The following is a 19,194-nucleotide window of genomic DNA, read 5'->3' on the forward strand; positions in this document are numbered from 1 at the left end:
ATGGGGACGACCCCGATGCGAATTCGGCATGGAAGTTCGCGTCCCGGTCGGTGGGGTGGAGGCGTACAGAGCGCAGGACGTGCGATTCTCGCGTCCGTGTCGCTACTGGTGGTGACGTCGCTGATCGCCGGTTGCGCTGTGTTCGGGTCCGAGGCTCCGGCCACGACTCCGTCGGCCAGCTTCACCGGCCAGATCGAGACGACCGAGGGTCTGTGTGTACAGGCCGACAGCTCCGATGCCCGTGAGGACAGCCCGGTGCGGCTCGGTTCGTGCAACGGGACGAAGACGCAACTCTGGGTTGCCGAGACCGACGGCGCAGTCCGCATGCAGTCGCGTTGTCTCTCGCCGCAGAGCGGCACACTGGATGCCGGTGCTGCTGTGGTTCTGAGCCGGTGCACCGACGAGACGAGCCAGAATTGGACTGCAGGCGACTCGGGCTCGATCGAGGTCGCGGGCACGACGTGGTGTCTGGCAGTCGGAGAGAGCAGTGACGCAGACGGGCCCGGTCTGCAGTTGTCGGCCTGTGACGGGTCCGATGCGCAGACGTGGGTTCCGGTCGTCCCCGCGCCGTCCACCGCGGACAATCCGGGCGGTATTGCCGCGCCCCAAGGTGACCTGCCGGGGTGGAAGCAGATCTTCGTCGACGAATTCACCGAACCGTCTGCTACCGGCAGTTGGGCAAACGACTGCGATCCATCCAAGATCGTGTACACCGGAAACGAGGGGCAGCAATGGCGGACGTATCCGACGTGCTTCCCCGACACCTACGACAAGCGTCCGTACCGCCCCGACGCGGTTCTGTCCACCGAGAACGGCGCACTCGAATATCACCTCCGCCAGGTCGACGGAATGCCGGCCGGTGCCAGCATCTCACCGGTCATCGATGTCGACAGCCAGTACCAGACCTACGGCCGATACACCGCACGATTCAAGGTCGATTCGCCCGACCTGAACGAGTACTACGTGGCCTGGCTACTGTGGCCACAATCCGAGAACTGGCCCTACGACGGCGAATTCGACTTCCCCGAGGGCTCGTTGGCAGGCAACGTCGGTGGGTTCCACCACTTCGCAGGCGAAGGATCGTGCGCCGATGGGTGCAAGTTGGCCGCTACCGATATCGGTGCCCGGTTCACCGACTGGCACACCTACACCATGGAGTGGTCACCGGGCAGAATTCGGTACATCCTCGATGACAAGGTCGTGCTGGACACCACGGACTTCGTGCCGTCCACGCCGATGCGCTGGGAACTGCAGACCGAGACGAAGGGCTTCGGGAACAGCGAGGGCAATCTGATTCTGGACTGGGCCTCGGTCTACTCCTGGAACGGCTGACACGCAGCACGGACCGATCTGCCTGCACCCCAACTGCGTTCGACGAATCCCACGATCGTCTCGATGTCTTCCACCGGGATCTTCTCCGGTTCGCCGTTCTCGAGTGGATCGGTGTGGAAGATGTAGAGCCGCGAGGCGAATTGGTCGAACGGGAGCGAACCTTCGCCTGCGCGTTCGCCGTTGCCCGCAGTTCCCACCACCACTCCGTCGCCCCAGTCCTGCCCGCTGTCGTTGTTCGGGTTGAAGAAGTACACCCGCATGACGCCGTCGGGGTCGGCCGCCACCCGCAGGATCGTGATGGCATGCCACCCCACATACCGTGCAGCGCTGTCGGTTACGGCGACACCCGCCGGTTGCGGATGGATCAACGGCTGGTGCCCGTTGTACTCCGGGTGATAAGCCGCGTAGAACTGCCGCAGGAAGGCGTCCAGATCGACGATGTTTCCGGTGGCGACATCGACGTCGATATGGAACTCACGCGCCGACCACCACCCATGGAACTCCGGGTTGACCCAGCGGTGTGGATCTCCCGGGCGTTCGGCGCAGCGTCTGACCATCTCGGCATAGATGCGGTCGAGGTGCGGAACCAGCAGCAGTGACACCGGATCGAGATCGACCGGATCGGACGTGGCGACGCCACTGACACTCTCGGTGGACGAGATCGACTGCCCCTCGAAGTGCATGACGATCTCCTCGTCGCGGGCCGCCCACACCACCATCTGCAGCAGATAGTCGGGATCGTTGTAGGCCCACATCGACAATGCCCTCGCCGATTGGCACGTCGGATTGTCGCCCTGGCCCACGCCGAGCGGCTGCCCGAGCATCGACAACAATCCGCCGAGCAGACGCGACTCCGGTGCCGGGACGGGCCCGAACGTGGTGTTCAGCTTCTCCTGCACTGCGGGTGCGAGTTTCAGTGACATCTGTCGCCACAGGGACGGCACGATCGGTGGTTGATGCAGAATTCCTCGATCGAGCAGCAGTGCCAATCCGTAGAGGCACTGTGCGGTTTCGGGGAACACCGTCTCCTCGATGAGGCGATGGACCAGCTCGGGATAGCGCGTCAGACAGGTGCGACCGGTATCGGACAGACCCAGTGCCTCGGGGAGAACATAGGAGTAATGATCGACGAGGTACTGCGTCAGCGTCGCGTGGTACGGCGAGACCAGCCCGGTGTCGTGCATCGCTCGTGCGAATCCGCGGGCCTCGAACTGGAGTGCCTCGACGTCCATCGCCTCGAGCCGCGACCGATACACCTCGACACCCGGATCCTCTCGGCACGCATCGGTGGTGCCGAACAGGGCCGTGATCAATCGATCCAGACCCTGCCCGGACGTGCCGAGATCGACGGTCGGATCGTCGCGATATATCGCGATGCGGGTGACCATCTCCTTGATGGTGTCGACCTGGATCGGGCGCTGGCGCAGAATTCGCCAGATTTCGTCGAGCAGCTCGTCCAGCACGCTGTCGTAGCCGATCTGCTGGGCGACGTAGCCGAACAGATCACGGATCAGGTGTGCTGTGCGGCCCAGGCGAACTCGCTCGGACTCGGACGGCGGGGTGAACAGGACGTCGAGATTGAGCGCGAGCACCTGCGAGAGGAATCGCCGCGCATCCTCTGCAGAGACGGCCGGGTGTTCGTACTCGCCCGCGACGATCGCGATCATGCGCAGTTCGCTGGTCGCCTCCAGCGCCACGGTGTCGTCGTTACCGCAGCGCAGACTGGGCCCCACGAAAGCGGGAACCAGAATGTCCGGCTGCGCCCAATCCGAACCGGCGAACAACCCCGCATTCTCGAGCTTCGCGGCGCGTTCACGAATCGCGCCGCAACCACCGGGCTGCAACAACACTCGATGCAGACCGTCGAGAACCCGGCGCACCTTGGTGCTCTTGCTGAACTCGGGTGCACCGGCCAACGCGTCGGTAGCGTGGTCGAGTTGGGCCAGCCTCGACGCCAGAGCTTTGTCGACCGGTTCCGGTTCGGTCATCGTCTGCGTCGTGGGTTCGTGGTCGTTCCCGAGTTGCTGCTTCACACGTAGAAGTCCAGTTCTTCCTGTTGCTTGAGCAGGTCACGCATACGGTAAGGGTCGTCGCCGAAGAAATACAGCAGACCCCAATGGGTGCCGAATGCCGTTCTCTTGGTGACGGTTTCCTCGACCGGTGCCGACAGGTCGTTGGTCTCGTAGTAGTCGTCGTCCGCGGTGACCTCGGGGATGACGAGATCGCTGACCACGCGCCTGCGCGGGTAAACGCCGAAGCATCCGGCATGACCGGTGGCGTCGACCACTTCCGTCGGGAAGAACGCGTCGATCTCCTCCTCGGTGGTCTTCGGGTCGAACGCCAATGCCAGACCCTGGTAGGCGTTGAAACCGTAGGCTCGCTCGAGCAATTCGAACACCTTGAAACCCGGTGGGCGGTAGGCAACCTCACCGAAGTACATCTCACCGTCGCTGGTGACGAAGTACTCGGGGTGGATGAAGCCGAACTCGATGTCGAAGGCCTTGATCAGCTTCTCGATCTGCACCGTGATCTGCTCGCGGTATCTCTCCAACTCCGGTGTCGCAGGCACGAATACCGAGTAGCCGAGCGTGACGTACTCGGAGATGTTGAGAAACTTGATCTTTCCGTTGTGAATCCACGCCTCGACTGCGAATTCCCATCCGTCGAGATGCGATTCCATCAGCACCGGGAATTCCTCGTCGGGGATGGAGTCGACCTCGTCGGGCGTACGAATAACCCGGTGGCCCAGGCACCCTGCTTTGTCGAAGGCCTTGAGGTGAATGGGGTCGTTCGGATCACCGTCGAGCTTGAGCAGTGTCTGATTGACCCGGCGGAGGAAGCGGATGACGTCTTCGCGGTCATGAGCTTCCTCGAAGATTCCGACGCGAATTCCGCCCAGCTGGGCTCGGCGCTTCATCAGTGCCTTGTCCCGCAGCAACATGGCCTGACCGAACAAGCGAGGGTTGCCGAGCAGTACCGAGTTGATGGCACCGGCCCACTCGACCGTCTCCTCGTAGAGCGGAATCGCGACGTCCACGCCCTCGCTCTGCAGCGTTTCGGCGATTTCGAGCGAGCGATCGTTGAGTCGCTCGAAGTTCCACGGGAGGTACGGAATGTCGTGCTCGGTGCAGTACGCCTCGGCCCATTCGGGGGCGACGACGACGTAGCGCCGATCGAACTTGTCCAGTGCTTCCACCGCGGCCAAACTCCAGCCCAGCAGGGCTACGAAGCCTTTGTTCGGGTCTTTCTCCAGCCTGTCTGGCTGAGCCATGAAGTTCCTTCCCCTTGATGCTGCACGGTCGAGGTCCTTCGCTCCACCGTACAGAGGCAACAGAATGCGATACCGGCGGGTGGTGTCCACCTGGGCCCCGTAGCGAGTTCTCGACCGGTAATGGGCCGCCGTAGCGGGTGCGGCGCTCGCATCGGGGTGCTTACAAGGATTCACTGGCTGATTGGAGCCTGTACGAATTGCTTGCGAAAGAATTGAAGCCTTTCAAAAATCTAAAACTCCGGAATTATTCCACTACTGAATTCCGGTATTACCTGGATAGAGTCGAGTGGACGAGAATGGTGGGTCTCCACCGCCGCGATCGCCGTTGTTCACCCATGTGAAAGGTGTGCCGTGCGCATTTCGATCCTCAAAAGGTACCGGTCAGTTCCCTTCGGTGCTCGTGCCATTTCGTTGATTGCTTTGGCGTCGGCTCTCGTGGCCATCTCCATCGTGTCGCCGCCACCGGCCGACGCTGTGACGGTCGGTCAACTCAAGACGCCCGCCGGGCTGTGTCTGGACAACAAGGGTGGTGTGACGTCGCAGAACAACCCCGTCTTGATCTGGACATGCAACGGAGGTCCACAGCAGACGTGGACAGGTGCCGACAACGGCACCATTCAAGTGCAGGGCCAGTGCCTGACCCCCTACGGAGGCATCATCAGAGCCAACGTTCCGGTCGTCATAGCCCGGTGCAACGGCGGTAAGGCTCAGGCTTGGACGCTGCGCAGCAACGGAACGTTCTCGATTCGCGATTCGACTGTGTGCCTGGATAATCCGAACAACTCGACCACTCCTGGCAATGCGGTTCAACTGTATGCCTGCAATGCGTCCGACGCGCAACGGTGGTTGGTGGTCGTCAACGGCTTCCCCGCGCCGACAACTCCGGGCACGGTCCCTCCTGTCACCACGACGCCACCCACCCCACCGGCGTCGGGCAATCCGAGTGGCGTCTCGGCACCGAGAGGCGACCTGCCCGGGTGGAAACAGATATTCGTCGACGAATTCGGCAAACCATCCGCAACGGGTAGCTGGGCGAATGATTGCGACCCGACGAAAATTGTCTATACGGGGGCCGAAGGGCAGAAATGGCGTACATATCCCAAGTGCTACAAAGATACGTACCAGAAGCGCCCTTACCGGTCCGACGCGGTGATGTCCACGCACGACGGTGTCGCAGATTATTGGTTACGTCAGGTGGACGGCATCCCCGCAGGGGCGAGCATTTCTCCGGTTATCAATTCCGCCGGGCAGAATCAGACTTACGGCCGATACACCGCGAGGTTCAAAGTCGATAGTCCGAATTTGCGAGAGTATTACGTTGCATGGCTGCTCTGGCCGCAATCCGAGAGGTGGCCGGCCGACGGGGAAATGGATTTTCCGGAAGGCAGTTTGGCCGGTAGCCCAGGTGGCTTCCACCATTACTCGGGGGCCGGCTCGTGTGTGGGCGGGTGTCAGGACCAGGCCGCGAGGACGTCCGCGACGTTCACCGGCTGGCACACCTACACGATCGAATGGTCACCGGGTCGGGTGCGATACATCCTCGACGACGCGGTACTCCTGGACAGCACCAAGTGGGTTCCGTCGAGCCCGATGAGGTGGGAGTTGCAAACCGAGACCAACGGGAACGGCTACAGCAATGGACATCTACTGCTCGACTGGGTATCGGTATACAGCTGGGTAGGCTGACCCAGCCGCGCACCGCCGCCGAGGAATGCGCGTTCACGAGGAGCGAGGAGCGCGCAATGACGGTCGACAAAACGGGTGCCGAGGTGGAGATCGCGCAGCAGGCAGATCGTTTCACGGTCTCGGTCGACGGCACACAGGTCGGCTTCACCGAGTTCGTCGACGACGAGGATGCGCGACGCATCTTCTTCCACACCGAGGTGGACGCGGCATACGGCGGACGTGGCCTGGCAACGATTCTCGTACAGCAGGCACTCGACACCACCCGGGCCGACGCCAAGCACATCGTTCCGATCTGTCCGTTGGTCGAGGCGTTCGTGGGCAAGCACTCGGAATTCGACGACATCGTCGAGCAGCCCACCGACGAGATCCGGCAGTGGCTGGCCGACCAGCAGGGCTGAGGGCGGGAATACCGTCGGACGCCGGTAGGTTGACCCGACTAGTAGTTGCAGAGTCAACTACCATGCCGAAAGGGAAGCCATGCCAGCAGTGACGGTCGACAACATCCTTGCGTTGCCCCGCATACCCATGCCCGACGCCACCGCCGTACCGCGGCCGGTCCGGTCCGTCACGACGGCACCGACGGGATACGAGGGTGAAGGCTTTCCGGTCCGCCGGGCGTTCGCCGGGCTGGACATGTCGTCTCTCGACCCGTTCATCCACATGGATCAGATGGGCGAGGTGAACTACGCGCCCGGTGAGCCCAAGGGGACGCCGTGGCATCCGCACCGCGGATTCGAGACGGTGACCTACATGATCGATGGGATCATGGAGCACAAGGACTCTCACGGCGGCGGCGGAATCATCAGCGGTGGCGACACCCAGTGGATGACGGCGGGCGGGGGCATTCTGCACATCGAGGCCCCACCGGAGCATCTGGTGCTCTCGGGCGGGTTGTTCCACGGCGTTCAGCTCTGGGTCAATCTGCCGCGCGAGAACAAGATGGCGCACCCGCGCTATCAGGACATCACCGGGAGCAAGGTGGCATTGGCGTCGAGTCCCGATGGCGGCGCGTTGGTGCGCGTCATTGCCGGCGAGATCGCAGGCATGCAGGGACCGGGGTCGACGTACACTCCGATTGCCCTCTCGCACAGCACGATCGCGCCAGGAGCAGAGCTGACGCTACCGTGGAACAGGGAGTTCAACGCGCTGGTCTACGTTCTCGCGGGCGAGGGCACCGTGGGCGCGGAGAAGCGCCCGATCCGGATGGGGCAGACGGCTCTGTTCGGCCGCGGTGACACCATCGAGATGGCCGCGTCTGCAGTGGGGGAGTCGCTGGAGGTGTTCGTTCTCGGCGGCAAGCCGATACGAGAACCCGTTGCGATGGCGGGCCCGTTCGTCATGAACACCAAATCCGAAGTGCTGCAGGCTTTCGAGGACTACCAGGCCGGGCGGCTCGGCGTTCCCGTCGAATGATCTCGCCCACCGTGCGACGATCTCCTGCATGACCGACGCCGAGCCCCGTATACGCAGAACCCGGTTGTACCGCCGGTTGGTGACCCGTGCGGACGGTCCCCTCGAGCCCGCACGGGCAGCCAGGAGGCTCTCTGCCTACGTCTACGGGAACATCCTGATCCTTGCGGCGGTTGCGGCGTCGACGCCGGGTTCGATCGAGCACGGAACAGCTGCCGTTCTCGTCCTGGCCACAGCGCTGACGACGTTCCTGGCGCACGTCTTCGCGGATTTCGTCGCCGGCAGTCAGATCCCCGAGGCGCACGGTGTCGTCACCGACGAGCAGCGCAAGTTCAAGGCCGTCGAAGAACTTCGCGATGCGGTCCCCATCCTGAGTTCCGGCACCGTGCCCGCGCTGATGCTCGCGCTCGGCTGGCTGTCGGTGCTTCCGACGCAGTGGGCGGAACTACTGGGCGGAGGTGTCATCGTGGTGCGTATCGCGACGATTCAGATGGTCACAGAGCGAATTCGCGGCAACGCGTTGACCTTCCGTGCAGTTCTCGGTGGGCTGGCGACGGCGGTGGTCGCTGCGCTCATCGTGTTGGCGAAGGTGCTTCTGGGGCACTAGTTTCGAACTACTGACCGCCGAACTCTGCGTACAGCTCCGGCAGAAAACCGGCGAGATGGTTCATCTCCTGCCCACAATGCAGCATGAGATCTCGCGCGAGATCGAGCCCGAGTACGAGGTCGGTCGGGTCAACCGATGCTCCCCGGCGGACGGCGCACGTAGCCTGTTTCACGTCCGGTACGTGCAACCCGCGCAGGTTCAGGTGGAAGCGGCTACGCATCTCGGCACCGCCGTCGACGGGTCGCACCTGGTGGGCCAGCCAGCCCAGGTCCACCGGTGCGATGGAGCTGCCTACTCGGCCGAAGACGATCGTCTGGTCCGCGGGAACGTCGAACCCGTGCGCGATCGGATCGCGGAACCCGATGCCCAGTTGCTGCAGCTTCGGCCCGACGTATTCGTCCACGAACGTCGTGTTGCCGATGTACTTCGCCTTGTCGGGGATGTTCAGAGCCGTCCTGTACTCGGCGAGGGCGGCGTAGAGGTGAGCGTCGGGGTGCCACAGCTTGTAGCGGGCGGCCTCGGTGGAATGCCAGCCGAACCACCAGTCCCACATCGCCGCCGTCACTCGCGGCATCACGGTGCGTACGGCCACGAACGCCACCCCATCGGCGCGCCGACCGTATCCGGTCTCGACCGTGGAGTATCCGGTGGGCGCGAGATCGGTTGTGATCGAGTCGAATCCGGGAACCGAATCGGGTGCGAGAGCAGGGCCGGCGTAGGCCTCTGCGACGACCGCCGGTGCGGGAGTGGTTCGCTGCGCCATGAACCGGGCATAGGGCAAGCCTCGGTCGGCATCCCGGTAGCCCTGGTAGCGCTCGCCGCAGTCGTCGACGGAACCCAACGTGGGTGCGGCCAGTGCCCTCGTGGCCGGGCCGAGGACGGCTGCCGTCACCGCCGCAGCTGCTCCCACGACCACCTGTCGCCGCGTCGGCACCCAGCTCATAGCCCCACCATGCTCAACATGCGTTGAGGCTAGGGCGCGAAAACGCGGGATGTCAAGACCCTGCCAGTACACTGCGCGGTATGAGTCCTGCCAACCCCAAGGACGACGAGTCCCGAGTGCGTCGGCGTGACGAGATCGCTACGGCAGCGATCGAAGTGCTGGCCACCAAAGGTTTTCGCGGTCTGACTCACCGGGCCGTCGACGCTGCGGCGGGACTCGGTCCCGGATCGGTCAACTACCACGCCCCCACTCGAAGCCGCTTGCTGCACTTGGCGCTCGGGCAGCTCTTCGCGCGCGACTTCGAGATTGCCGGAGCGACATTCGGCAGCCTGGTGGATGTCAAACCCCTGTCCGTCGATATCGTGGTGGCCCGAATCGTGGATTTCATCGAGGCGATGACGACCGGCGACGCGGCCAAGCGGGTGATCGCCCGGGCCATCATGCTCGGCGAGGCTCAGCACGATCGTGAGGTGCGCGAGTTGTTCGATACGCAGCGCGGCGCATTCGTCACCTACACGCAGTGGATCGTCGCCTCGCTGGACTCCGAGGACCCGCAGGCGGAGGCCGAGACACTGGTCGTGATGATCGAAGGTTTGATCCAACGCCAAGTGCTCATCGGGTCACGTCTGCCCCGGTCGATAGTGGAGCAGATGCTGCGCACGATCATAGAATCTTCACCGCTGATGACGGAGTGACGGCCGGCGTCGCGTCAGCCCAACAGCGACTTACGCTCGGTATGAGTGAACGTGAAGATCGTTGCGCCGAAGCTGATCAATGCCGTGAGTAGCAGGACTTGCGGTCCGGTGATGACGACGCCGATGAATGCGCCGACCATCCCACCCAGTGCGAAAGACCCGAGAAGGGCTGTGTAGCAGAGCCAGTCGTAGTACGTTCCGCCGCCGAACAGATGTCTCTCGATGCCCTGGCCGAGTTTGACCATCGTGCCCGTGACGTAGCTGAGAGGGATGTAGGTCTCTTCCTTCTTCGTGAAGGCGGTGTTCAGCGCACCGAGTGCAAATGCCACCAACAGAATCGGATAGAAGTTGACGTTGGCGGACGACCATCCGGAGATGGCGATGTCGATCATTCCCGCTGCGGCGAGCGCGATGGTGGTCAGCACCGTCGCACCGTGCGGATGATTGGACCAGTAGCGACGACGGCAGATCGAGGAGACCACCACGCCGGCCAGGAACGACGCCATGAGCGCAAGAGCGGCCCACGGGGAGGCACCTGGGGCAACCTCCTTGCCCTCGGGGTGCCCGAAGTGTCCGACGACCGCCCGCTCGGTATTTCCGGTCATGAAGGTCACGAAGTAGCCGGCAGAGTGCAGGAACGCGACCGCACCCACCATTCCGGCGAGCCCGGAAAGGATCCAGGACAAACGAGCTTCGGCACCGACGGCTGTTTCGCGGGTGATCGACAGAGGTGATGTCATGACTCGATTCTCCGGGCGTGAGGCCGACCGGCAAATTTTTGAGTCGTCGGTCACAAAACCGACACGATCTCCATATTCGCGATCATTCCGCGGTGCATCACCCTGTTCCCCACCACGCCGCTGTGGTCGGCGCGATGCATCACACATCGGTTGTCCCACATCACCAGATCGTCGGGAGCCCACGTGTGCCGTAGAACGTTGTCCGAACGGGTGGAGTGCTCGAACAGGTACCGGATCGTCTGCCGTGCGTCGTCGGGACTCATTCCGCTGATCGCGACGCAGCGCGCGGGTGCCGTCAGTGCGAGGGCAGTGCGGCCCGACACGGGATGTACTGCGAACAAGGGGTGTTCGGCGGAGGAATCGGTGTCCGACGCCACCCCGGTCACTCGGTGGGTCATCGTGCGTCCGGCCAGGTCCGCCTTCCGGTCCGCAGGCAAGGTCTCGTACGCCGCGTACTGATCGCTGAACAGCGTGCTGCCGCCGGCCTCGGGTACGCATACCGCGCGTAATGCGGTGTAGGTGGGCGGGTTCGGCACGTACGTCGTGTCCACGTGGAACGTCGACTTCGGCGGCGTCGTGCGGCCGACGTTGCTGACGACGTTCAGGTCGGGGTAACCCGGCACGGGGGTCTCGCCTTCGGTGAACATCATCTCACCGAACCGGCGGAGAAACGCCAGAAAGCGCATGTCGTCCACCGGTTGTTCCCGCAGGATCAATACGCCGTGTTCGGCCAGCAGCGTGCGTAGTTCGTCGATCGAGACCGAGTCCAGGTCCAGACCTCGAATCACCTTTCCCAGCGTCACGAGGACAACTCCTTCACCGATAGCTCTCGAAGCGATAGTGCGAACAGTCGATCGACGGAGATCCCGGCCGCCGCAGCCATCACCGCGACGACGCTCGAGGGGGAGTACGAGCAGTACAGGCCGGCCTCGAGAAACCATGGTCTGCCGTCGGGATCGATGCGAAAATCGAACAGACCGTAGTGCCGACAGCCGAGAGACCGGTAGCACAACCGCGCAGCCGCCCAGACCTCGTCGGTGATCGGATCGGAGACGTCCACCATCCACGCCTTGGTCTGTTCCTTCGCCACCAGGTACAGATCCCCGTCCGTGGTGCGGCTCAACTTGTCTGCACTCGACCGCACGGACTCGACGGCGTACTCCTCGAGCGGAAGGCAGATCAGCTCACCGCCCGACTCGATGATGCCGCAGCGGACCTCTCGTCCCAGGGGGATATACGACTCCACCAGTGCCGCAGCAGAATACGTCAGAGCCTCGCGGACCGCGGGTGCCAGCGCGCTGTCCTCACGCACGAGGGTGACCCCCATCGAGTTGTCCGAGTCGACGGGCTTGACGACGACCGGTAGGCCGAGTCCGATCCGGTCGGCGCTTCGTACCACCTCACCGGCGGGGACGGCGACCCCGGCAGCGGCCACGACGGCACGCGCGCGAGCTTTGTCCGCCGTCATCGCCATCACGTCGGGACCGTTGCCCACGTACGGCACACCCAGGAGGTCGAACAGACTGCGATACGTCGTCATGCCGGGCAGGCAGAACATCTGCGGCACCATGACGTCGAAGTGCCACGAGGACATGACTTCGACCGCCTGCGCCAGTGACATCTGCTGTGCAGCAGCCACACTGGCGGAGTCGATACCGCCCGGAAAGCTCCACAGCCCGCCGGGAGAGACGAACGCCACCTCGAACCGGTACGCAGGATCGTCTCCGAACGCATCGAGAAAGCCGCCCGCGTACACCCGGGACAGATCGCAGTGGAACTCGTCCACCGAGGATCCGACGAGTACCAGGACCGACAGTGTCATCAGTCGCCTCCGCTCTCCACGAGTTTGCCGATGTTGAAGTCGATGCGAGACCACTCGCCGCGAGCCAGAAGGTTCCGGATCAGCAGGGACGGGATCTGGAGGTGGTGCACCAGAATGTACGGCAGCGGGTCCCACCCCGTCAGGATGGCGTCCTTGCCGCGGAAGATGCTGCGAAGGCGTGCCTTTCGGTTGCCCTCGGTGAGCAGACGCCACAGCTCGTGGTAGATCCAGTACGTCGGCCGAGCCGTCGGGCGCGGCACGATCATCGGATGGTCGTCGTCGAGGTACGCGGCAGCCAGATCGGGGTGGTCGTAGAACATCGTGATGGCCGAATGGGTGCGGGGGTTGCACTCGATGGCATAGATGTGGCCGTCGGCAGCGGACTCGATGAAGTCGAAGGACAGCTGGCCGGTGACGTCCAGCGAGGAGACGAAAGTCTGTACCCAGAGCAGGATTTCGGGCTTGTCCACCATCTCGTAGTTGACCTGGAAGGCCGAGGACACGCAGCAGCCGTACACCTGTAGGCGGCCCTCACGCACCGTGCCGTGTGTGCAGTACTCCTGACCGGCGATGAATTCCTGCAGAATCCACGGATCGTCCTCCGTGATGTGCAGACTCCGAGCGAACGAGGCGTTGCGCTGTGGCGTCTGCGCAGACAGTCGCGTCAGATCCATGCGGCCGACGGGGTTGTACGAGATTCGCTTGAGGATGTACTCGCGACCCGGTGGAAAGTCGAACTCGTCGATCTGAGCAGGATCGGTGATGCGCCGAAAGTCCGGAACGCGAAGCCCCAACGATGCTGCGTGTTCGGAGAATCGGGACTTGTCGTCGACCATCCGCACGCTACCTGCGTCGCCATGGATCACCTCGCAGTGCGGGTCGAGCACGGTCCTGGCGTCCGCGTCGTGAATGCTTGCTGCCGGGCTGGCCACGGGGACGAACACATCGACGTTCTCGCGTCGAACGATGTCCAGCAGAGCCTGCGCGTATTCCGGGGCACCCGGATCGGGCACACAATGGAACCGATCGACAGCGCGGGAGAATCTGTGTCCCGAAAAGCGATACTTGGCCGACTCCACCAGGATCACTCGATGCCCGGCGAGGTGGAAGGACCGAGCGAGCTGCAGTGCCTTGGTCATCTTGCCGCCGCTGATCAGAACCGTTCTGGGTGAATCGGATCGGCGTGTGGGCGGTCGGGTGCCGCGCATCGCGGCCACCCCTGCCGCCGCGAGGTCGACGGGCAGGGTGACCGCGAGGCCGAGCAGTGCGGCTACCGTGCGAATCATGTTCGACGGATCAGCGTCACGCCGTCGCGCAGAGGAAGCAGTACCTGCTCCACGCGGGGGTCGTTCGCCACGTAGTCGTTGAATTCGGCGACGGCCTTGCCGTTCTCGGTGGGCTGTTCGGAGTACGGCTGACCCTGCAGAAGGGTGTTGTCGACGGCGATCACGGCGCCGTCGGAGAGCAGATCGCTCTCGAGCAGATACTCCACGTACGCGCGGTATCCGGTCTTGTCGGCGTCGATGAACACCAGGTCGAACGTCCCGTCGAGCCGACCGAGGGTGTCGAGCGCGGGACCCACCTGCACCGTGATGGCAGATCCTGCAGTCGATTCTGCGAAGCAGGACTGCGCGAACTCGGCAACGTACGGATCGACCTCGCAGGCGACGACCTCGCCGCCTGCGGGCAGCGCCTCGGCCATCGCCAGCGCCGAGTAGCCGGTGAACATGCCGATCTCGAGCACCCGCGTCGCCCGGGTCATGTGCACGAGAAACGCCAGGAAACGTCCCTCCACATGGCCGGAGAGCATTTCCATCTCCAGGGGCCCCGAGCCGGAGATCACGTCGCGTGACCTCCAGTCCTCGGAGCGGGTCCGCGACGCAAGTGTGGCCAGCGCGGCGGATTCGGAGGTGGTGCAGGTGTCCAGATACGGGTCGAGGCCCGCGGCGAGATCGCGGGCACGACGTATCCGAGTGGTCAGCTCGTCGGGCACCCCGGCATGGGCGTCGAGCAACTCGGCTATCTCGCCCAGCTCGCGCGCAAGGATTGTCGTCGGGGTCACCGGTCGCGGGGCCTCCGTCACGATGTCGGCGCGGTGAACATGTCGAGGCCCTCGCCTGCTCGTGGGAAGTCGAGGCAGATCTTCTTGTGCAGGGTCAGCACGTCACCCAGCTCGTCCGCATCGAGATCGTTGAGGAATCTGCAGGTACCGATCGGATCTGGTACCGCGGCGCGCAAGATCCCGTCGCGGGTCTTGAGGATCGATGCCGTTGCGTCGGAAAGCAACTCGGGTGTCAGATAGGGGCTGTCGAGTGCCAACCCGATGCTGCTCATGACACCCAGTACGCGATCGCGGTCTGCAGTGGACAGGTGCCCGCGCTGCTCGGCGACCGTCGTGGACAGCGCCATGTCGATATTGATCGCGTGGCCGTGGAAGAACGGAGCGGGCGGAGTCAGCTCCAGGGTCGGGCTCCAGGTGTGTCCGAAGGCAATGACGCGATCGAGATCGATCTCGTGCAGGTTGGGGGCTTCGAGCTCGAGCATCGTGGCGATGGCCGAGTACGTCAATCGGTCTGCAACCGAACGCAATTCCGCCGTGCCGTCGAGGTGACCGAAGCGGGTGCGCAGCAGTTCCGGCCCGTACTGCTCCAGCAACTCGAAGATCTCCAGATTTCCGACGACGGAGATCTTGATCAGCTCCGCCATACCGTTGCGCACCTGGTCTTCCGGCAGCGTGCCGAGGAACGAGAAGTCCAGCAATACCTTCTGCGAGGCGTGGTACGCACCGAGACGGTTCTTGTGCTTGCCGTAGTTGACGGCCACCTTGATAGACACACTCGCGTCGATCAAGCCGATCAACGTGGTGGGAATGCGAATGTACGGGGTGTTGCGGCGGTAGCTGGCACACGCGAATCCCGCTACGTCCGTGGTCAATCCACCGCCCACCACCAACACCGGCTCGGTCCGCACGAGGCCGAATGCGTCGAACTCTCCCACGATGCGCTCGAATGTCTCCAGCGACTTCGCGGTCTCCGCTATCTGCACCGGAATCACCGTCAGGGCGATGTCGTGATGATCGAAGTACGCGCGGATCCGGTCCCCGTAGATCTCGTGAACCGACTCGTCGACGACCATCAGCGCGCGTCCGTACTGACGGTAGCTGTCGGCCAGTTCGGTGTTCTCGATCGCGAAGACACCGTCGACGTAGATCAGGTCGTATTCGATGCGCTCGTAACCCTCGACGCGAAATGACCTGTCCCCGGCAACGACCTGGGCCTGAAGATTGCTCACTATTACTCCTGGGTGGATGAAGGGTCAGGCTGAAATCAGAGCGCGTACACGCTCGGGATCGAGTGCATCGACGGTGTCGGTGGCCGAGCCGAAGTCGGCGTCGGCGGTGTTCTCGTTGGGGAATGCGACGCAGGTGATGCCTGCGGCGACGGCCGCCTCGACTCCGCCGGCATTGTCCTCGATGGCGACACTGTCGGATGCGTTCTCGCCCAACGTCTTCAACGCGAAATTGTAGGATGCGGGATCGGGCTTGCCTGCGTCCACCGAGGACGCGTCGACGATGACGTCGAACGAATCGGCGGTCAGCTCCGGGCTCAGGGCCGCCAGCAGTGCGTCGATGTTGTCGCGCGACGTGGTGGTCACGAAGCCGACCTTGACGCCGTTCGCCTTGGCGGAATCGATCGTATCGGCAACGCCGGGACGCGTTTTCACGTCCGATTCGCCGACCAGACGCTGGAATATCTCGGACTTCGTTGCATGCACCGCGGCAGCATCGACCTCGGTACCCGTGTCGGCCGCGTACTCGCTGATGCGGTCGGCACCACCGTTCGACCCGAGCATCGCCCGGTAGTCGTCCCGAGACCAGTTCCAGTTCAGATCGTGGGCTGCGAAGGCCTCGTTGAACGAGCGGCGTTGCAGTTCGGACGTGTCGACGAGCGTGCTGATCGAGCCGAACAGAATTGCGGACATGGGTGCCTTTCGGAGCGAGAGACGTTGTATCAGTCAATGTCTCGCGCATGCGCGATGGGGTGAGTTGGTTCGGGGTATATGCCCCATCGGCACCGAACGGGAAACCTTCGAATTTTCTAGGGTGTGGCGGACTGTCGGCCGGGGTGGACGGGCGCGGCCAGAGTTGTCGGTGCGGATCGTCCGCGCAGCGTCACGGACTCACCTGTTTGCCAGTGCTTTCTCTCGTCCGCTGTTGCGTGATCGAGCACGACCGACGACGTGAGCACATCGGTGTTCGGGTCGTCCTTGGCGAGATCGGTGAGCCGGGCCGCTTGATTCACGGTGTCGCCGATGACGGTGTACTCGAAGCGGGACTCGGCTCCGATGTTGCCTGCGATGACCGGCCCGTACGTCACGCCGATGCCGATCTCGAAGCCGCCGTCGGACGCGAGGGCAACGGCCAGGGTGCGTGCGGTGCGCAGTGCCGCCGTGGCGGGATCGGGGTGATCGACCGGAGCGCCGAAGATCAGCAATGCGGCATCACCCTCGAACTTGTTGACGAAGCCGCCGTGTCGTTCGCCGTGCTCGACCACCACTGCGAAGAACCGATTGAGAAGTTCGACCACCGCCTCCGCGGATTCTCGCTCGGCCATGGCCGTCGAACCCACCAGGTCGATGAACAGCACGGCGACCGTCCGGCTCTCGCCGCCGAGACGCGGAGCACTTGCCAATGCCCGCTGCGCCACGTCGTGGCCCACGTGCCTGCCGAACAGAGAACGCAGTCGCTCGCGTTCGTCGAGACCGACCACCATCTTGTTGAACCCGTTCTGCAACCGGCCGATCTCGGAAGCGTCGTAGACGTCGACCCGGGTGTCCGTCGCCCCGGCTTCGACGCGTTGCATCGCGCTACTGACCTGCTGCAGCGGGTCCGAGACGGAGCGTCCCACCAGAAACATGCCGCCGAATCCGACGACAAGGGCAACGGCGGAGAGCGACACCATCGCGGGGGACAGATCGACATCGGGAGGGATGACGGTGTCGATCAACCTGCCGAGTCCGATGAGTCCCAGCCCGAGAACGGGAATCGCTGTGCTCAGGACCCAGATGAGAACGACGCGAAGTCGAACACCGAGAGCTGCGGAATCGGTGACCGCACCGACCTCCATCACCGCGGCTGTGATCGGGCGAAGAGTGCGTTCGGCCACCAGGTAACCCAGCGAGCACGTCGCCAAGCCGCCGAAGCTGACGGCGATCGCGACGATGATCGACAGCGCAGCGCCGGCCGACGCATTGACCGAGACGAACACCGCGACGCCGAGCGCCCACAGCAGAACGTGGACGCCGAGTTGGCGCAGAGGCAATCGGACGACGGCGATGGCGGTCTCGTCCGACGGCGTGCCTCCGGTGTGCAGCCACCGAACCAGGGGTGCTGCGACGCGGAGTCCGAGCCCGATGCCGATGGCGATCGCGACCGGGAGATACACGAAGAACGCCAGGTAATTTCGGTCGGACAAGATCTCTTCGGAACCGACCGGCAGCGGCAGGACGAAGCGTGCCAATACGAACACGATGACGGCCCCGATGGCGTTGGCCGACACCATTCCCACCGCGTACAGACGCATGGGTGTGCGGTCGAGGGCAGATCGCAGGGCGGCGATCACCGGTGGTTCTCCGTGTTCGGCACGCTCGAACTCTAGGGGTCCGGCGAAAAGAATCCAGGAACTTCTGCCCAAGTGGCTACCTGTGTCGCCGAGTACCTGGTAATCTCCGTAACAGTTACCTACAGATTTTCGACGATGGAAGGAACCACGGCGATGACCAGCACACTCTCCAGGAACGACGTTCTCGAGCCCGAGGACGTTTCCGCTCGTTTGCTCGATTCCGCCGCCCAGCTGTCGTACGACCCGTCCGAGGAGGTCGACTGGGAAGCCGATCTCGATCCCTCCCTCTACGGACTCAACCCGGAGTGGAGCACCCTCTACGGCACGAAGCTGTGGGACGAGATGAGCGAGGAGCAGCGCATCACGCTCACCCGCCACGAGGTCTGCTCGATCATGAGCACCGGCATCTGGTTCGAGATGATCCTGCAGCAGATGGTTCTGCGCGATCAGTACTGCAAGGACTCGTCGAACTCGGACTTCCAGTTCGCGCTCACCGAGATCGCCGACGAGTGCCGTCATTCGATCATGTTCGCCCGCGCCTGCCAGAAGATGGGCATCAAGGCCTACCTGCCGCGTCGATCGAGCATCGAGCTCGGTCGTGGCTTCAAGGCTCTCGCGTCCGCCGAGGTGGCCTACGGCGGCATTCTCGTCGCCGAAGAGGTTCTCGACGTCATGCAGCGCGACTGGATGCGCGGCGAGAACGTCCTGCCGCTCGTGCGCACCACCAGCAAGATCCACGTCGTCGAAGAATCGCGGCACATGACGTTCGCACGCGCGCAGATGCGCGAAGACATCGCCGGAAAGAGCCCGGCCCGCCGCAAGGCCAGCGCGTTGGTCGTCGCAATTGCCGCGCGCCTGATCGTGTCCAACATGGTCAACAAGGAGGTCTACGCAGCAGCGGGCCTCGACGTCGACCGCGCGGTGAAGGAAGCGAAGAACAACGCTCATCACCACACGATGATGCGCACCTCGAGCGAGCATCTGATGGCATTTCTCCTCGACTGCGGTTTGGTCACCAAGCCGGCCGAGATGATCTACCGTCGTCTGCACATGCTCTGACCACTCTC

General features: G+C 63.6%; 18 protein-coding genes. 7 read left to right on the plus strand and 11 right to left on the minus strand.

Going from position 1 to position 19,194, the window contains the following annotated elements; genetic code table 11:
- Positions 1-96 precede the first annotated feature (96 nt).
- Positions 97-1,332 carry a ricin-type beta-trefoil lectin domain protein gene (locus CH275_RS27375; protein WP_256991244.1) on the plus strand — a complete coding sequence of 412 codons (1,236 nt, stop codon included), beginning with the start codon at positions 97-99 and terminating at the stop codon, positions 1,330-1,332.
- Here the strand turns inward: CH275_RS27375 and CH275_RS27380 are convergent.
- Together CH275_RS27380 and CH275_RS27385 are read right to left on the minus strand one after the other, a co-directional pair.
- Positions 1,314-3,320: a hypothetical protein gene (locus CH275_RS27380; protein WP_094681395.1), complete on the minus strand. Its 2,007-nt coding sequence runs from the start codon at positions 3,318-3,320 to the stop codon at positions 1,314-1,316. The genes CH275_RS27375 and CH275_RS27380 overlap by 19 nt on opposite strands.
- A gap of 41 nt (positions 3,321-3,361) precedes the next feature.
- Positions 3,362-4,603 carry an ATP-grasp domain-containing protein gene (locus CH275_RS27385; RefSeq protein ID WP_094681396.1) on the minus strand — a complete coding sequence of 414 codons (1,242 nt, stop codon included), beginning with the start codon at positions 4,601-4,603 and terminating at the stop codon, positions 3,362-3,364.
- A 351-nt stretch (positions 4,604-4,954) separates the two neighbouring features.
- Here CH275_RS27385 and CH275_RS27390 point away from each other — a divergent pair, with 351 nt between their 5' ends.
- From CH275_RS27390 to CH275_RS27405, 4 genes are all read left to right on the plus strand, one after another.
- Positions 4,955-6,289, plus strand: coding sequence for a ricin-type beta-trefoil lectin domain protein (locus CH275_RS27390; RefSeq protein WP_256991245.1), 1,335 nt, complete (start codon positions 4,955-4,957; stop codon positions 6,287-6,289).
- 56 nt (positions 6,290-6,345) lie between these two features.
- On the plus strand, positions 6,346-6,687 hold the full coding sequence (locus CH275_RS27395; protein WP_094681291.1) for a GNAT family N-acetyltransferase: 342 nt from the start codon (positions 6,346-6,348) through the stop codon (positions 6,685-6,687).
- A 79-nt stretch (positions 6,688-6,766) separates the two neighbouring features.
- Positions 6,767-7,702 (plus strand): pirin family protein, encoded by a 936-nt coding sequence (locus tag CH275_RS27400; protein ID WP_094681292.1) that lies wholly within the window; start codon positions 6,767-6,769, stop codon positions 7,700-7,702.
- 28 nt (positions 7,703-7,730) lie between these two features.
- Entirely contained in the window at positions 7,731-8,306 is a 576-nt protein-coding gene (locus tag CH275_RS27405; protein WP_094681293.1) for a hypothetical protein, read from the plus strand.
- 7 nt (positions 8,307-8,313) lie between these two features.
- Here CH275_RS27405 and CH275_RS27410 read toward each other — a convergent pair whose 3' ends face one another.
- The gene (locus CH275_RS27410; protein ID WP_256991246.1) at positions 8,314-9,249 is read right to left on the minus strand and encodes a DAPG hydrolase family protein; all 936 of its coding nucleotides are present in this window, start codon (positions 9,247-9,249) and stop codon (positions 8,314-8,316) included.
- 80 nt (positions 9,250-9,329) lie between these two features.
- On the opposite strand from CH275_RS27410, the gene CH275_RS27415 reads away from it, so the two are divergent.
- Positions 9,330-9,944, plus strand: coding sequence for a TetR/AcrR family transcriptional regulator (locus CH275_RS27415; RefSeq protein ID WP_094681294.1), 615 nt, complete (start codon positions 9,330-9,332; stop codon positions 9,942-9,944).
- Positions 9,945-9,958: 14 nt separating this feature from the next.
- Here the strand turns inward: CH275_RS27415 and CH275_RS27420 are convergent, their stop codons facing one another.
- From CH275_RS27420 to CH275_RS27455, 8 genes are all read right to left on the minus strand, one after another.
- Entirely contained in the window at positions 9,959-10,684 is a 726-nt protein-coding gene (locus CH275_RS27420; protein ID WP_094681295.1) for a YoaK family protein, read from the minus strand.
- A gap of 50 nt (positions 10,685-10,734) precedes the next feature.
- Positions 10,735-11,487: a TauD/TfdA dioxygenase family protein gene (locus CH275_RS27425; RefSeq protein ID WP_094681296.1), complete on the minus strand. Its 753-nt coding sequence runs from the start codon at positions 11,485-11,487 to the stop codon at positions 10,735-10,737.
- Entirely contained in the window at positions 11,484-12,506 is a 1,023-nt protein-coding gene (locus CH275_RS27430; RefSeq protein ID WP_094681297.1) for a D-alanine--D-alanine ligase family protein, read from the minus strand. Before CH275_RS27430 ends, CH275_RS27425 begins: the two co-directional genes overlap by 4 nt.
- The gene (locus CH275_RS27435) at positions 12,506-13,792 is read right to left on the minus strand and encodes an ATP-grasp enzyme (RefSeq protein ID WP_094681298.1); all 1,287 of its coding nucleotides are present in this window, start codon (positions 13,790-13,792) and stop codon (positions 12,506-12,508) included. Before CH275_RS27435 ends, CH275_RS27430 begins: the two co-directional genes overlap by 1 nt.
- Positions 13,789-14,568 carry an O-methyltransferase gene (locus CH275_RS27440; RefSeq protein WP_094681399.1) on the minus strand — a complete coding sequence of 260 codons (780 nt, stop codon included), beginning with the start codon at positions 14,566-14,568 and terminating at the stop codon, positions 13,789-13,791. Before CH275_RS27440 ends, CH275_RS27435 begins: the two co-directional genes overlap by 4 nt.
- A gap of 17 nt (positions 14,569-14,585) precedes the next feature.
- Positions 14,586-15,797, minus strand: a complete 1,212-nt coding sequence (locus CH275_RS27445; RefSeq protein ID WP_094681299.1) for a sedoheptulose 7-phosphate cyclase — start codon at positions 15,795-15,797, stop codon at positions 14,586-14,588.
- 24 nt (positions 15,798-15,821) lie between these two features.
- Positions 15,822-16,487: an HAD-IA family hydrolase gene (locus CH275_RS27450; RefSeq protein WP_094681300.1), complete on the minus strand. Its 666-nt coding sequence runs from the start codon at positions 16,485-16,487 to the stop codon at positions 15,822-15,824.
- A gap of 116 nt (positions 16,488-16,603) precedes the next feature.
- Complete coding sequence (locus CH275_RS27455; RefSeq protein ID WP_094681301.1) at positions 16,604-18,127, minus strand: adenylate/guanylate cyclase domain-containing protein; 1,524 nt, start codon at positions 18,125-18,127, stop codon at positions 16,604-16,606.
- 153 nt (positions 18,128-18,280) lie between these two features.
- Between CH275_RS27455 and CH275_RS27460 the strand changes: the two genes are divergently transcribed.
- Positions 18,281-19,186, plus strand: coding sequence for an AurF N-oxygenase family protein (locus tag CH275_RS27460; protein ID WP_094681400.1), 906 nt, complete (start codon positions 18,281-18,283; stop codon positions 19,184-19,186).
- Positions 19,187-19,194 lie beyond the last annotated feature (8 nt).

The organism is Rhodococcus sp. 06-235-1A (assembly GCF_002258785.1).
In the GTDB taxonomy this organism is placed as follows: Bacteria; Actinomycetota; Actinomycetes; order Mycobacteriales; family Mycobacteriaceae; genus Rhodococcoides.

Coding starts and splice junctions, on each gene's coding strand:
- CH275_RS27415 (WP_094681294.1), top strand. CDS start 9,330: ATGAGTCCTGCCAACCCCAAGGACGACGAGTCCCGAGTGCGTCGGCGT.
- CH275_RS27420 (WP_094681295.1), bottom strand. CDS start 10,684: ATGACATCACCTCTGTCGATCACCCGCGAAACAGCCGTCGGTGCCGAA.
- CH275_RS27385 (WP_094681396.1), bottom strand. CDS start 4,603: ATGGCTCAGCCAGACAGGCTGGAGAAAGACCCGAACAAAGGCTTCGTA.
- CH275_RS27430 (WP_094681297.1), bottom strand. CDS start 12,506: ATGACACTGTCGGTCCTGGTACTCGTCGGATCCTCGGTGGACGAGTTC.
- CH275_RS27460 (WP_094681400.1), top strand. CDS start 18,281: ATGACCAGCACACTCTCCAGGAACGACGTTCTCGAGCCCGAGGACGTT.
- CH275_RS27395 (WP_094681291.1), top strand. CDS start 6,346: ATGACGGTCGACAAAACGGGTGCCGAGGTGGAGATCGCGCAGCAGGCA.
- CH275_RS27450 (WP_094681300.1), bottom strand. CDS start 16,487: ATGTCCGCAATTCTGTTCGGCTCGATCAGCACGCTCGTCGACACGTCC.
- CH275_RS27435 (WP_094681298.1), bottom strand. CDS start 13,792: ATGATTCGCACGGTAGCCGCACTGCTCGGCCTCGCGGTCACCCTGCCC.
- CH275_RS27410 (WP_256991246.1), bottom strand. CDS start 9,249: ATGAGCTGGGTGCCGACGCGGCGACAGGTGGTCGTGGGAGCAGCTGCG.
- CH275_RS27380 (WP_094681395.1), bottom strand. CDS start 3,320: ATGACCGAACCGGAACCGGTCGACAAAGCTCTGGCGTCGAGGCTGGCC.
- CH275_RS27400 (WP_094681292.1), top strand. CDS start 6,767: ATGCCAGCAGTGACGGTCGACAACATCCTTGCGTTGCCCCGCATACCC.
- CH275_RS27405 (WP_094681293.1), top strand. CDS start 7,731: ATGACCGACGCCGAGCCCCGTATACGCAGAACCCGGTTGTACCGCCGG.